Source organism: Chryseobacterium sp. NFX27, assembly GCF_049887855.1.
In the GTDB taxonomy this organism is placed as follows: Bacteria; Bacteroidota; Bacteroidia; order Flavobacteriales; family Weeksellaceae; genus Chryseobacterium.
Genome location: NZ_JAGEKK010000014.1, coordinates 1 through 14,016 on the forward strand (window position 1 = coordinate 1; position 14,016 = coordinate 14,016).

The window sequence follows — 14,016 nt, forward strand, 5'->3', positions numbered from 1 at the left end:
CATATTCGGAGACAACTTGTCTTTTGAACGCCTCACTGTATTCTTGTACAGGGAGGAATCTTTTTTTTAAATTCATAAGGATGACTGTTTTTATGGTTTTATAGTCAACCTTTTTCAGGACGAGACAATCAATAAAAAAACCTTGTCGGTGACAAGGTTTTTGATTTTATCTAAAATTGCATTTCAGGAATTTCCCCTTCAATGATCAGATCTGCTTCTGTAGATTTTACGATATGCTCCACTGAAACACCGGGAGCTCTTTCCACCAGTTTAAATCCGGCTGGGGTCACGTCCAGTACAGCCAGTTCGGTTACCACTCTTTTCACACAGTTAACACCTGTAAGCGGAAGACTGCACTTTTTCAGGATTTTGCTTTCTCCTGCTTTGTTCACGTGCATCATGGCAACAATAATATTTTCTGCGGAAGCAACAAGGTCCATTGCCCCTCCCATTCCTTTTACCATTTTTCCGGGGATCTTCCAGTTGGCAATATCTCCGTTTTCTGAAACTTCCATCGCTCCAAGGATGGTAAGGTCTACTTTCTGACCGCGAATCATTCCAAAACTAAAGGCGGAATCAAAAAACGAACCTCCGGGAAGAATAGTGATGGTCTGTTTTCCGGCATTGATGATATCAGCATCCTCTTCACCTTCGAACGGGAAAGGTCCCATTCCGAGAACTCCGTTTTCACTCTGAAATTCGACGGAAATACCTTCCGGAACATAGTTAGCCACCAATGTAGGGATTCCGATTCCCAGGTTTACATAATAACGGTCTTTCAGTTCTTTTGAAATCCTTTTAGCAATTTGTTCTTTTGTAAGCATAATAAAAACTTAGACTGCAATTTAATTCTTTTCACTTGAATACAAAAGGTCTTTGTTATTCAAAATTATTAATACCATAAGTCAAAATAATATCTCTAATTTTGCAACATTATTTATTAAAATGAAAATACTTTTAAGATACCTCAAGCCTTACCAGTGGTTGATTATCCTTTCTTTGTTATTGGCAACCATTAATCAGGTTTTTTCTTTATTTGCACCGGCCATTACAGGGAATATTCTGGATCAGCTGGTAACGCATCCCAATTTCTTTGATAAGGAAAAACTTTTACCCAGAAATCTGAACCAATATTTGTACGGAGACGGAATTTATCATGGTGTGTTCTATTTTTTAGGGCTGCTCATCGGAACAGCTATGGTCAGCAGAATTGCCAAAGCCTTTCAGGATTATGCAGTAAGCGTGATTACTCAAAAGTTTGGCGCAAAAATCTTCACAGACGGCTTAAAGCATTCAATGGCATTGCCTTATCAGGAATTTGAGGATCAGAGAAGTGGTGAAACTTTGTCTATTTTAACGAAAGTAAGGGAAGATACTGTAAAGTTCATCACCAGTTTTATTAATATTTTCTTTGGAATTTTAGTGAGTATTATTTTCGTTTCCGTGTATGCAATCCGTTTGCACTGGTCAATTATGCCTGTTTACATTTGCGGAATTTTTCTGATTGCATTTATTACCAATTTACTGAGTAAAAGAATTAAAAGCATCCAGAAGAATATCGTTTCGGAAACCACTGCTTTAGCAGGAAGTACTACAGAAAGCTTAAGAAATATAGAAATTGTTAAAAGTTTAGGATTAACCAATCAGGAAGTGATCCGTTTAAATAACAATACGTACAAGATTCTTGGGCTTGAGCTCAGAAAGGTGAAAAGCATCCGTTCTTTAAGCTTCATCCAGGGAACGATGGTCAATTTTCTTCAGCAGTTGATCACTATGACCCTGTTGCTTTTAATATTTAAAAATATTGTGACTCCAGGGCAGTACCTTTCGCTGATGTTTTATGGCTTCTTTATTTTCGGGCCGATGCAGGAAATCGGGAACATTATTATTTCTTACCGTGAGGCTGAGGCTTCTCTTTACAATTTTGATAATTTAATGAAAAAAGAGGTGGAAGAAAAGCCACTCCATCCGAAACAGATCGGGGCTATTGAAGAGCTGGAATTTAAACATGTTTCTTTTAAACATCAGTCGGCTCAGTATAAAGCTTTAAATAATATCTCTTTTGATGTTAAAAATGGGGAGACCATTGCTTTTGTGGGACCAAGCGGCTCCGGGAAAAGTACACTGGTGAAATTGCTGGTTGGGCTGTACAGACCTCAGGAAGGAAATATTTTTTACAATAGCATCAATGGAAAAGAATTTGATTTTGATGAGCTGAGAAATCAGATTGGTTTTGTTACCCAGGATACGCAGCTTTTTGCAGGGACCATCAAAGAAAATCTTCTTTTTGTCAATCCTAAGGCTACAGAATCTGAACTGGAAATTGCCTTGCAGAAATCCAGCTGTACAGCATTATTAGAAAGAGCTGAAAAGGGTATCGAAACCGTTATCGGTGAGGGCGGACTGAAACTGAGCGGCGGAGAAAAGCAAAGAATCGCCATTGCAAGAGCACTTTTAAGAAAACCTCATTTATTGATCTTTGATGAAGCAACCTCCGCTTTGGACAGTATTACGGAAGAAGAAATTACCTCTACCATAAAAGACATTTCAAAAGAAAAGGAACAGATTACAGTTCTTATTGCCCACCGTTTAAGCACAATCATGCATGCAGACCGAATTTATGTACTGGAACGCGGACAGGTGATTGAAATGGGATCCCACGATAATCTGATTGCCGAAAAAGGATTGTATTACGCTATGTGGCGTCAGCAGATCGGGGAAAGAAAAATGCTTATTTCACCGGAAGCATAATATAAATAAAGCGCTGAATATTTTCAGCGCTTTTGTTTTTTAATATTTTAACCACAAAAAAATAGAACTTTATTCTTTTGTTCTGACTGTTCTCTGCTCTATTCTCTTTTCAAATTTTTCACCCTGGAAAATTCTCTGGATCATAATCCCCGGAATATGGATCTCGTTGGGATCTAATGTTCCCGGCTCTACCAGCTCCTCTACTTCTGCGATGGTAATTTTTGCTGCCCCAGCCATGGGATGATTAAAATTCCTTGCGGAACCTTTAAAGATAAGGTTTCCGACATGGTCTCCTTTCCAGGCTTTTACGATGGAATAGTCTGCTTTGTATGCATGCTCCAGAATGTGAGGCTTTCCGTCGAAATCTTTCACTTCTTTACCTTCTGCAATCTCCGTTCCGTAGCCTGCAGGCGTATAAAAAGCAGGAATTCCAGCCTGGGCCGCTCTGCATTTTTCCGCCAAAGTTCCCTGCGGGGTAAGCTCAACTTCCAGTTCTCCTGAAAGCATCTGTCTTTCGAACTCTGCATTTTCCCCTACATAAGAAGAGATCATTTTTGTGATCTGTCTTTTGTGTAACAGCAGCCCTAATCCGAAATCATCCACACCGGCATTATTTGAAATACAGGTCAAGCCTTTTACATCGCTTTCTACCAAGGCATTTATGGAGTTTTCAGGGATTCCGCACAGACCGAACCCGCCCAACATCAAGGTCATTCCATCTTCAATTCCGCTGATGGCTTCTTTCGCATTTTTTACTCTTTTATCTATCATGAAATACTAGATTTTCTGTCCGTTAAATTTAATAAATTTTATCATATATCCTAAGGCCGAAATTAATCCTGTTTTCAGGAAAAAAAACAAAAGCAACGGCAGGAAAATTACCGTGATTTCACGGAGTCTTTTATACTTTAAATTTTCTTTATTTCTTAGTAAATTGATTTATATTTGACATAATAAAACCGACAGTTAAGAATATTATTTTCTATCAGTTGATATTCTAAAATAATTCGTTAAACACATTGTATAAAAATTTTCTGCAACTCACCTCTTTGTTCTGCATTTTCGATTGCAAAGAATATTTATTCTTATTAAATTTCAATCACTAAAAATCATTTAAAACTTTAATAAAACATGAAAAAATTATTTACGTCAGCGATTCTTGCTTTGTTTCTCAGCATCAGTGCAGGTGCACAGGAGAAGATCTATTTTGACGAAAACTGGGAAAAAACAACTCAGGATAAAATGGAGTTTTACCGGGAAACTGAGAATAAAGGAAAGCTTATCTTAATCAAAGATTTTTATAAAAACGGAAAGCTTCAGATGGAAGGCCTTGCTTCGGATGCCACCCCGGGCAGTGAGATTTATGAAGGTAAGGTGACCTGGTATACCCCGGAAGGTAAAGTATTAAATACGGGAACATTTTCAGGGGGAAAGCAGACAGGCCCATCTCAGACATTTGATGAGAAAGGAAGACCGTTAGACGATCTGATTTACAAGGAAGACGGTACTTTTAAAGGAAAAGTTTACACCTATAAGGATCCGGAGAATTCATTTTTCCATAACAGCATTACGACTTATGAAAGCGGTGACAGCTTTAAAACTGTTATTTATGACGAGGATATCAAAGGAATCCGCTATGAGACCACTGCTGACAGTAACGGAAAATACGAAACTAAGTATTACGGTGACAAAGGGAAGCAAATCGGGACAAATAAAGGAGGAAGCTCTGGTGATAATGTATTGGTAGAATATTATTATAATCCGATGAGGGTATCCAGAATTGAGAAATATAAAAGTGACGGAACTGTAAAAGAAAGCATTATATATTCTAAAAACGGAAAGATCCTGCAGGAGGAGAAAAAAAATAAAAAAGACGGCTATAAAACTACGTATGATGAAACCGGGAAGAAAATAGGAAATCTAATCTATGCTTACGATAAGGAATCTGATTATTACAAGCCTACAGATGGTGAGGATTATCAGTTCAACTATGAATTGACGGGGTTTTCTGCCATCGATGTTTATAAAAACGGCTCGGTCATTATGAATACATCTTTTGATGAGAATGGAAAGCTATCATCTGAGAAAATACTAAAGGATGACGTAATACAGGAGATCAGATATTATCATCCGGACGGAAGACTGAAGGGCACTTTAACCTATAAAGATGATATGCCTTACAGCGGTACTTTGTATGAAGAGCTTAGCGAACAGCAGTATAAAGACGGCATACTGGTTCTTTCGAAGTCTTTCAGGGAAGATGAAAAAATAAAATACGAGAAAAAACTGAATGCAAAGCAGAACGGATATGATGCGACGGTTTATGATGATAAAGGCGGCTTAATTTACACCTATACACAGCCTTTGGAAGAAACTGAAGGATTTACGGCTCAGATTGTACAGTATGTGAAAGGGAAAGCAGGCAACAAAGCTGTTGTAAAAAACGGGGCACTTCAGACTGGAAAAATTAAATATAAAGCGGAATCCGGATTAAAGGAAATGGAGCGCAGCGGAAAGTGGGTTCTGTTAAAAATCTATAATACTGAAGGAAAGCTCATCCAGGATTCAAAGATCCTTGCAGAGGCTGAGGAGCAGGATATTTATAATGTTTTGAGTACAACCATCCAGGAAGATGATCTTCTGTATGATTTTTAAAATATTTTCTAAATTTTAATGAAAAATCGACCATTTATAATGGCCGATTTTTTCTATTCTTATGTTGCTGTTATTTACTCTATCACCAGTTTTAAAGTAAACAGTTTTCTTGTGTGTACTTTCACAAAATATACTCCTTTGGGAAGATTTTCATTCACCAGAGAGAAACGTTGGTTGTTGATATTTTTTGATTCATACAACAGCTGTCCTGATGCAGATAACAGCTCAATTTTCTCAATCGGGTAATCACTCTTGATGAATGTAGGCTCACCTGGTTTCGTTGGATTCGGATATATAACTACATTTTTCTCTGTACTTTTCACCTCATCAGTTCCCAATGTTCCGGAAGTAACCTGGAATTGCTTTCTGTTTGAAACTTCTGTATAAGAGTCATTGGTAAACATCACCATATAATAATTACCGGGCGTTGTAGGAAGCGCTGTTCCCTGGATTGTTTTTGTCCCCTGGGTAACCCCGTCGAAGTAAGTATAGGAAACAAAATTATCATCCGGTGTCTGAACACTCTGAGGATAAATTCCTAACCAGTCTTTGATAATTCCGGGAGAATCCGTCCATGAGGCCGTAATATTCTCGCCTAGTGTATAAACAGGTTTGTTGATCCATAATTCAGTAACAATATCCCCTACTTTAAAGAATACTTTGTCTCCTATTCCCGTATACCCGTCTTCAAGCAAGTATTGGGCATAATAATATCCTTTCGGAAGACCTGTAAAATTCAATGTTCCTGAAGGTGTTGACACATAGCTCCATTTGATAGAAGTATTGGTTCCAGGTGTCTGCCCCATCTTATAAATCCCGATCCAGTCTTTTACCAGATTCGGTCCGTTGCTGTAATTAACGACAACCGTTCCTCCTACCGGGTAGGTATCTGCAGTGGTCTGAAGCTGTACTTTCGGTCCTACGTAAAAACTTTTTCTCGGTGTAATTTCAGTATAACCTCCATTAGCAAAGAAACCTGCGAAATATTGACCTTTATTCGCCAGACCATTCGTGAAAACAGCTGTTCCGGCTGTCTGTCCGTTGGTATAAAGGTAACTTTGAGATGTTGTTGCTGCCGGCGTCTGCCCTTTCTTATAAATTCCCACCCAGTCCTGCTGATTTCCAGGTCCTCCGGTATAAGTGGCTGTGATGGGTTCGCTTTGTGTATATTCCGTTTTATCTAATGTAAAGGTAGGATTGGAGACCACACTTCCGGTCACCTCAAACTGTTTCACCTCACTCCAGTCACTCCATTCCAGGTTTCTGTCCCTGTAACGTACTTTTACATAATAGGTTCCGTTTGAAATAGAATTCGCAGCAATAGTTGCCTTTGTAATGTCAAGTCCGGCGTTTAAGTTTTTCGTTTTATCCGGTGTACCGTTTCCGTCTTTTCCGAACCAGTTTTCATAATCCCGGTAAAATTCTTTTTCAATCACTGAGAAATTAGCCGCTTTACTGATCTGGAACTGTGTTGTATTCAGGAGCTCTCCGTTGGATGATGCAAAAGCACTTCCGTTAAGAGTCAAAGGTAACGTTACTGATGTCGAAAAAGTATTGGTAACAGAAGGTTTCGAAGGTTTTGGCTGGTTTTTATACCTGTGGAAAGTATCTACTAATTCGTTTTGCTTCTTGTTGTAGACCCCACCAATTGAGTAGCATTCGATATCCACTTTTCCGGTCGGTACATCTACTTCCACGATCTGATAGGTCCAGTCTGGCAGTGTTTTCTGTACATCATCAAAATCCTGCTCATTAGACATTCCCCAATACTGATCCCATGCCGTACCTCCGGAAATAATCTGATAATTCGGGGTATCTTTCAGCTGACCTCTGTGATATAAATGATGGTGAGCTCCAACGTGCATTAAATATTTACTGGAAGTCGTCAATAAAGGCACTGCATTGTTTCTTACCCATGTAGAGATATCTCCTACGTACTGCTCTGCCTGATAAGGTCTGTGACTTAAGGAAATGATCCAGTCTACCGTAGGATCACTGTTTGCTTCATTCAGAATCTGGGAAAGCCAAGTCTGCTGTGCGGTGCCTGTATGTTCAGAGCTTAAACTTACAAACAGAACGTTTCCAGCTTGTTGCGCGTAATAATTCTCGTTTCCTGATAAAATATTTTTATATTTAATTTCATCGATATAGAAATGGGCATAATAAGAATTCATTCCAAGAGTTCCGTAAGTCTCATGGTTTCCTACCGTGGTCTGAATAGGAAGATACGGTGATAATTTGATGTTCTTTTTAAAATGAACATTCTCATAATGGTCCAGTGTTCCTACGTCTACCTGGTCTCCCACCATAAAAGTAAGTGCAATATTATCAGAAGGATCAGAATTGGCTCCGAATTTCTGCTTTAGTTTTTTGAAGGCATTCAGGGTAAGGGTATCATACCTCGGTTCCGCCTTGATCTGGTTGTCACCCATAATCAGGAAACGTATTTTCCCATCTGCAGTAGCAGCCTGACCAGGCAGAGGAAGCGTTCTGAAATTATAAACCGCAGATTCTGTAGTCCCGGTCTTTATTTTATAATAGTATTTGGTGTTGGGCTGCAGTCCGGCGATCTTTGCCGTGTGATAATAATAGTTGTTATTATAGCCTGTATCAGAGAAAATGTTGGTTGTTCCCGTAACCGTTACATTCAGGTTAGCAGGTGATGATCCGTAGATCACGGTTGTTTCGTTATTAGAAGCCGTCTTCCAGTTAACGATCATCGAATTCGGTGCCGGATTCTGGAGATAGGGAAACAGCGTCTGCCCGAAGGCCATCTGGACGGCAAAACAGAAAAAGAAGAAATAGTGTTTCATAAATAGTTTACTTTTGTAGAGATTTATTTCGATTTGTGAATCAAATCATTAAAAAATATAATATCTGATTTTAATTTCGGGCAAAAGTAGGCTTCCTATATAAACTGTGCCTGATGGGAACTTAAAGGAACTGTTAACTTTACAGTAAATTCGGAGCAAAAAAATTATAGTTTTTAGTACAGTAATTATTTGGTAGAATCAAAAAGTATTTTGTATCTTTGCGACCTGTTATTCAACCTCTGACGAAGAACGTGTAAGTTGCTTAGCTTTAACATTTTATTTTATTAATAATGGATTTATTAAAGTACGTACAAGACCAGTACATTACTAAAAAAGATTTCCCTGAATTCAAAGCAGGAGACACAATTACTGTGTATTACGAAATTAAAGAAGGACAAAAGACAAGAACTCAGTTCTTCAAAGGTACCGTTATCCAATTGAGAGGTACTGGCGCTACAAAAACATTCACAATCAGAAAAATGAGTGGTGATGTAGGTGTAGAAAGAGTATTCCCTATCAACATGCCTGCACTTCAGAAAATTGAAGTTGACAGAAGAGGTAGAGTTAGAAGGTCTAGAATTTATTACTTCAGAGACCTTAGAGGTAAAAAAGCTAGAATCAAGGATGCTGCTTACAAGAAAAAGTAATTCAGACAACAATACATACAAAAAGAGACTATCTATTCAGGTAGTCTCTTTTTATTTTTTGAAATAGTAGCTATCGTCGGGTTTTCAGAGATAAGGCGTATGTTCTTGAATTATTCCTATTTTGATTTTTAAACGCAAAGGAAAAAATGAGAACGCTATATTGAGTTGGCAAAGAAGGAATCAATTTCATTGATTCGACTAAGCATGAGTTATATCACTGAAAATCTAATCAGTATCTAAATGGTCTAAACTTTCAAAAAATTCAGCTTTTATAAGACATCAATATCAGAAAAAATGATCAGCTCACTATCCTTCCCAACCATAACCTTACTTAATAAAATCATACAGAACCGTAAAAAACTTAGGATACACTTCTATATGTGGAAGATGTCCTACATTTTCAAGTTCAATTAATTTTGATCCTGAAATTTCCTGCTGTGTCTTTTTCCCCAATTCCTGGTACTGCCCCATTTTGGGCTGAAGTTCTTTGGGTGCTCTGTCTTTTCCTATTGCCGTTCTGTCTCTCGTTCCTATAATAAGCAATGTAGGTGTTTTTATATTTTTAAATTCATAGCAGACAGGCTGATTGTAAATCATATCGGAAGTCAGAGCAGCATCCCAGGCGACCTGCGGATAATCTTTATGCAGGGTCCAGCCGGCAATAAGATCCAGCCACGGCTGGTATTCATCTTTCCATTTATTATCGTAATAAAATTTTAGCTGATAAGCTTTGTAGGTTTCAGCGGTATTTTTAAGCTCGGACTGATAGGCCTGATCTATGGTTTGGTAAGCCGCAAAGGTTTTATAATCTTCCAGGCCAATGGGATTTTCCAGAATCAGCTTCTGAACTTTTTCAGGATAAAGCAGTGTGAATCTCACGGCAACCATTCCGCCCATGGAATGTCCCAGCACTATAGTTTTATCAATTTCCAATTTATCTAATATGGCTTTGGTATTCTCGGCCAGCTGTGAAAAAGAAAACTGGTAACTGTGAGGCTTAGAAGATTTCCCGAATCCTATCTGGTCCGGAATAATGACCCTGAACCCTTTATCTGAAAGATCTTTTGCCGTCTTTTCCCAATAAGCTCCGTTAAAATTCTTTCCATGGAGAAGCATGATGGTTTTTCCATTAGGCTTCTGTGGCTGTACGTCCATATAAGCCATTTTAAGGTCATTATTCTGAGACTTTAAGTCTATAAACTGAACCTCGTAAGGATATTGATACTCCGATAGCATCGCATCCAGGGGTTTTATCTGCGAAAATAGGAAGGTCGGTACTGCAGAAAGCATGATAACTGCCACTGCCTTTCTGAAATATTTCATAGCAAACTATATTTGAAATATTAAAATTAAAAAAACCGCTTCAAAAGAAACGGTTTTTAATATTATTTATGATTATTTTTTTAAGCTGCTTCTACTACTTTCAGTTCTTTTTTTGCAGGAAGATTCATCAGAACAATGGCAAAAAGAATAAGAACAATCCCTACCCACTGCACCAGTAAGACTTTTTCACCCAGTAAAACGAAGGCCATAGTTACTGAAACCGGCAGTTCCAATGATGAAACAATACTTCCCAACCCAAGTCCTGCATTTGGAAAACCAATGTTGAATAAGATAGGCGGAATAATAGTTCCAAATAAAGCGAGTACAAATCCGTATGTCCAGAATATTGAATAATTGAACGAGTGGATATGTTCTGTATTTTCTGTAAAATTGAGATATAATGATTTTAATCCGTCAAAATACATAGGTCCAATCTGAGCAAAAAACAGGAAAGCGATCACGACCACTGCTCCTCCGCAAAGCATAATGATACTTTTTCTGAATACCGGCAGATGCGTAGCCAGCGTATTGGATGTAAACATGGTCATGGTATAGGAAGCTGCCGCCATTAATCCCCAGAAGATTCCGTGCCAGTCGAGCTCAATATCCATATTAATCAGATTTGTAGCCAGTATAGTACCTGCCAGAACAATGATCACAGAAACTACTTTTCTGGCATTGGGCAGTTTCTTTGCTATGATACTTTCTACAACGACACTGAACCAGACTGACTGCATGAGCAGCACGATGGCTATGGAAACATTAATGTACTGAACTGCAATATAATAGAATAAACTGGTACATCCCAAAGATGTTCCTGCAATCATCAGCATCTTCACTTCTTTGGAACTTGGTGATGAAAGCTTTTGTTTTGATGTAATGGTCTGTATAAAATTCAGGATCAAAAGTCCGATCAGTCCCAGCAAGAACTGGGAAGTAGTGACTTCTGAAGTGGTGTAGCCATCATGATAAGCCATTTTAACAAATGTAGCCAGCATTCCGTATATACTGGCCCCAATCCCTACGAATAAAACTCCCTTGAGTATATTTTTCTTCTTCATAATTTTTTTTCAGCCTGCAAAGTTACAATATAATAATTGAAATACCGGAGCATCGGTATGATAGATAAATAAAATCGCCGCAAGCTTTGCTTGCGGCGATCCTTATAGTTGATAGATGTAATTATTATTTCTTAACGATTACTTTAGAAGCCGCTTCGAAACCAAGGCCTTTAACTTTCACCATATAGGTTCCGTTTGCCAGGTTATTTGTAGAAACCGCCTTTTTAGCATCCGGTGAAATCTTATCTTCTGAAGACACTAATTTTCCGGACATATCGTAAATTTCCAGACTTACTTTTCCAATAGTACTGCTTGGGAATTTGATGTAAAACTCATCTTTAGTAGGATTTGGATAGATAGAAATTTGATTTTCCTTAGCAGACTTTACTTCTTCGGTACCCAGCACTGCACATTCAGCTGGTAAAGCAAAGCTTTCCTCCTGATCATTGATATTGTTCTTAAGCCCTGCTGATGCGCCCACACCTAAGCCTCTTTTGGCAAAAACCTGCCAGATCATACATTTATCCTGTCCTTGGGTAACTATCTGTTCTGCCGCCAGGAGAGCATCTCTACCTTCAACGAAGCTAGGATTACATGCCTGGAGTTTCAAAGCATTCGTAACAAGCTGTAATACTCTTGAACTTCCGTTCGTTGTATTGGCCAGTACGTCTGAAGAATAACCATATTTTGCAACATATTTCCAATGAAGATCCCAAAGCATCGTTGCCCAGATAAATCCAATGGAGTGTACATCCGGTACGAGATTGCCTTGATTGGTATATTCCATACCATTTGTTCTTCCGTAAGTATAATTGTTGACTGTAAAATCCGGTGAATACTTAGCAGGCCTGATTCCGGAACCCGTAATTGCCTGTCCGCCTACATAAGTTCCCATACCTCTGGCCACACTTGCATTATCACCAGCCTTGTTGGTCAGCATCAATGCAAAGAAATCCGACCATCCTTCTCCCATTTGTTCTTTACTTACATTTGAATTTAAGCATGCATATCCTGTACCTGTCATTCTGTTGGAAATTCCATGACCGTATTCATGGGTTACAATCCCGTTATCAAAACTTCCATCAGGTGTCATATTCGATTTTAATGTAACGTTTACCGTTGTATTTGCGGAAAGCTGTGTTTTGATATATTCTCCTTCTGAATAAGCAATAAGTACTGATGGAATAGTAATTGTTGCATCTGTTCCTGACATATTACTCAAAGTAGCACCGTTGGCCTGATTATTATAAATCACAGCTGCGACAGCACCGGCATCCTGAAGATTTTTTGTTTTAATGGCAAAAGCACATGTTCCTCTTTCCACCAAGCCTATATTTCCCGCAAGTGATCCTGCCGGTAAGGCTGTACAACCGTCCAAAACCGGTGACAACTTAACATTTCCGGTAGTTCCGGTAAAAGTAAGTGGGTTGCCAAACTGTGCAGTTCCTGCTCCCGGCGTACGGGTAACAGCTGCACCCGGTGCATTATAAAAAAACACTCTTCCTACAGATGACCAAAGATACATCTGCATTCTTGGATTATAACCTTCCTGAGGTGAAGAGAAGTTGGCATTGTTTGTACCCCCTCCATCCTGAGCTTCAGCATACACGGAGTCATCGTCTACTCCTCCTTTTCCAAAGTTATTCTGCTGGAAGTTTCTGGCAGATTCTGTAAATCCAAACTGGTAGAAAACATCATGAATTCTATTATTCAGATAAAACAGATTGGTAATGGAAGCATTCCTGTTGTTTACAGGCAGGTCATTAATATTGAAAGGGAAATTAAAATTTCTTGTTGCTCCACCTTCTGCAGGAGTTCCCGGCAAATATAGAGGGGCTATCGTTAAGGCTGTTCCTGCAACGTCTTCATATGCAAAAACATTATTGCCTCTTGTAACCGTATAATGGGTAGTCCCGTCGGAATGCCATCCTTCAGGAGAAGCATTCAGTACCCATGGATTGCTGATAATTGATCTTGCTCCAAAAGTAGGTGCTTCTGTCGGCATAGGAAATACATTATACGATGCATTATCAGGAACAAATAAAGGCGCGTTGTTTTGAGCTATATGATTCTGAGGACCCATCAGTGTATTCTCAAAATGATCAGCATGGTTATGATTGGCGTCTGAAGAGAACGCTTCAGGGTGGAAATTACATGATAAAGTCAGATTATTTTTCACCAATATCTTTCCGTCATTTGCATCCACTAAAATGTTCCAATAATTCGGGGATTTAGGTTCTGCCAGAGTATACTCATACGCCAGACGTAATTACCACTTCCGTCATTGGTATAAACCAGTCTCTGATTTGCTGATGTTGCCCGTTTATTACTTTTTTCAAGATATTCCAGGATAGTAAAATCAGCAATGTCAGGATTCTTCAGTTCTTCAGCGATTTTCTGAAGGGCTGTATGTTTTGTGATTACAGCGTTTTGTGATGTAGATGCAGTATAATCCTTTACAAAATTATCTGTATAATAGACAATCCTGTTATTCTGAACCAGAGCTGTTCCTACAGAACTGTATACCGGAAGGCCGTTATAGGTCTGCAAGAACTTCACAACTTCTCCATTCATTGATTTTGAATGATCAATATTATCAATGATGAAATTGGTAAGGTCGTTCTTTTTATATTCCCTGATCTTATTTTGAGAAATATAATCTTTAACCAGCTTCTCGTTATCTTGTGAAAATAAAGCAGAAGGAAACACTGCGAATGCAGCAAATAAAAGAGGTAGAGTTATTTTTTTCATTTTTACTAATAAAGC

General features: G+C 38.6%; 10 protein-coding genes. 3 read left to right on the forward strand and 7 right to left on the reverse strand.

From position 1 onward, the window contains the following. Positions 1–170: 170 nt before the first annotated feature. Positions 171–824: a CoA transferase subunit B gene (locus J4Q03_RS15165; RefSeq protein ID WP_426048976.1), complete on the reverse strand. Its 654-nt coding sequence runs from the start codon at positions 822–824 to the stop codon at positions 171–173. A gap of 121 nt (positions 825–945) precedes the next feature. Here J4Q03_RS15165 and J4Q03_RS15170 point away from each other — a divergent pair, with 121 nt between their 5' ends. Beyond that, positions 946–2,751 (forward strand): ABC transporter ATP-binding protein, encoded by a 1,806-nt coding sequence (locus tag J4Q03_RS15170; protein WP_426048977.1) that lies wholly within the window; start codon positions 946–948, stop codon positions 2,749–2,751. A gap of 69 nt (positions 2,752–2,820) precedes the next feature. Here the strand turns inward: J4Q03_RS15170 and J4Q03_RS15175 are convergent, their stop codons facing one another. Then, positions 2,821–3,522 carry a CoA transferase subunit A gene (locus J4Q03_RS15175; protein ID WP_426048978.1) on the reverse strand — a complete coding sequence of 234 codons (702 nt, stop codon included), beginning with the start codon at positions 3,520–3,522 and terminating at the stop codon, positions 2,821–2,823. Positions 3,523–3,882: 360 nt separating this feature from the next. On the opposite strand from J4Q03_RS15175, the gene J4Q03_RS15180 reads away from it, so the two are divergent. Then, complete coding sequence (locus J4Q03_RS15180) at positions 3,883–5,406, forward strand: membrane-binding protein (RefSeq protein WP_426048979.1); 1,524 nt, start codon at positions 3,883–3,885, stop codon at positions 5,404–5,406. Positions 5,407–5,480: 74 nt separating this feature from the next. Here J4Q03_RS15180 and J4Q03_RS15185 read toward each other — a convergent pair whose 3' ends face one another. Next, complete coding sequence (locus J4Q03_RS15185) at positions 5,481–8,219, reverse strand: fibronectin type III domain-containing protein (protein ID WP_426048980.1); 2,739 nt, start codon at positions 8,217–8,219, stop codon at positions 5,481–5,483. Between the two features lie 290 nt (positions 8,220–8,509). Between J4Q03_RS15185 and rplS the strand changes: the two genes are divergently transcribed. Continuing rightward, positions 8,510–8,866: a 50S ribosomal protein L19 gene (gene rplS, locus J4Q03_RS15190; protein WP_034704964.1), complete on the forward strand. Its 357-nt coding sequence runs from the start codon at positions 8,510–8,512 to the stop codon at positions 8,864–8,866. 327 nt (positions 8,867–9,193) lie between these two features. Here the strand turns inward: rplS and J4Q03_RS15195 are convergent, their stop codons facing one another. The 4 genes from J4Q03_RS15195 to J4Q03_RS15210 form a co-directional block, all read right to left on the reverse strand. After that, positions 9,194–10,189 carry an alpha/beta fold hydrolase gene (locus tag J4Q03_RS15195; RefSeq protein WP_426048981.1) on the reverse strand — a complete coding sequence of 332 codons (996 nt, stop codon included), beginning with the start codon at positions 10,187–10,189 and terminating at the stop codon, positions 9,194–9,196. An 80-nt stretch (positions 10,190–10,269) separates the two neighbouring features. Then, entirely contained in the window at positions 10,270–11,250 is a 981-nt protein-coding gene (locus tag J4Q03_RS15200) for an EamA family transporter (RefSeq protein WP_426048982.1), read from the reverse strand. 124 nt (positions 11,251–11,374) lie between these two features. Beyond that, positions 11,375–13,513: a T9SS-dependent M36 family metallopeptidase gene (locus tag J4Q03_RS15205; protein ID WP_426049056.1), complete on the reverse strand. Its 2,139-nt coding sequence runs from the start codon at positions 13,511–13,513 to the stop codon at positions 11,375–11,377. Beyond that, a complete protein-coding gene (locus tag J4Q03_RS15210; RefSeq protein ID WP_426048983.1) occupies positions 13,456–14,001 on the reverse strand; it encodes a hypothetical protein in 546 nt (181 codons plus the stop codon). The genes J4Q03_RS15205 and J4Q03_RS15210 overlap by 58 nt, the downstream gene beginning before the upstream one ends. Between the last annotated feature and the right edge of the window lie 15 nt (positions 14,002–14,016).

Coding starts and splice junctions, on each gene's coding strand:
- J4Q03_RS15180 (WP_426048979.1), top strand. CDS start 3,883: ATGAAAAAATTATTTACGTCAGCGATTCTTGCTTTGTTTCTCAGCATC.
- J4Q03_RS15170 (WP_426048977.1), top strand. CDS start 946: ATGAAAATACTTTTAAGATACCTCAAGCCTTACCAGTGGTTGATTATC.
- J4Q03_RS15165 (WP_426048976.1), bottom strand. CDS start 824: ATGCTTACAAAAGAACAAATTGCTAAAAGGATTTCAAAAGAACTGAAA.
- J4Q03_RS15175 (WP_426048978.1), bottom strand. CDS start 3,522: ATGATAGATAAAAGAGTAAAAAATGCGAAAGAAGCCATCAGCGGAATT.
- J4Q03_RS15185 (WP_426048980.1), bottom strand. CDS start 8,219: ATGAAACACTATTTCTTCTTTTTCTGTTTTGCCGTCCAGATGGCCTTC.
- J4Q03_RS15200 (WP_426048982.1), bottom strand. CDS start 11,250: ATGAAGAAGAAAAATATACTCAAGGGAGTTTTATTCGTAGGGATTGGG.
- J4Q03_RS15195 (WP_426048981.1), bottom strand. CDS start 10,189: ATGAAATATTTCAGAAAGGCAGTGGCAGTTATCATGCTTTCTGCAGTA.
- J4Q03_RS15210 (WP_426048983.1), bottom strand. CDS start 14,001: ATGAAAAAAATAACTCTACCTCTTTTATTTGCTGCATTCGCAGTGTTT.
- rplS (WP_034704964.1), top strand. CDS start 8,510: ATGGATTTATTAAAGTACGTACAAGACCAGTACATTACTAAAAAAGAT.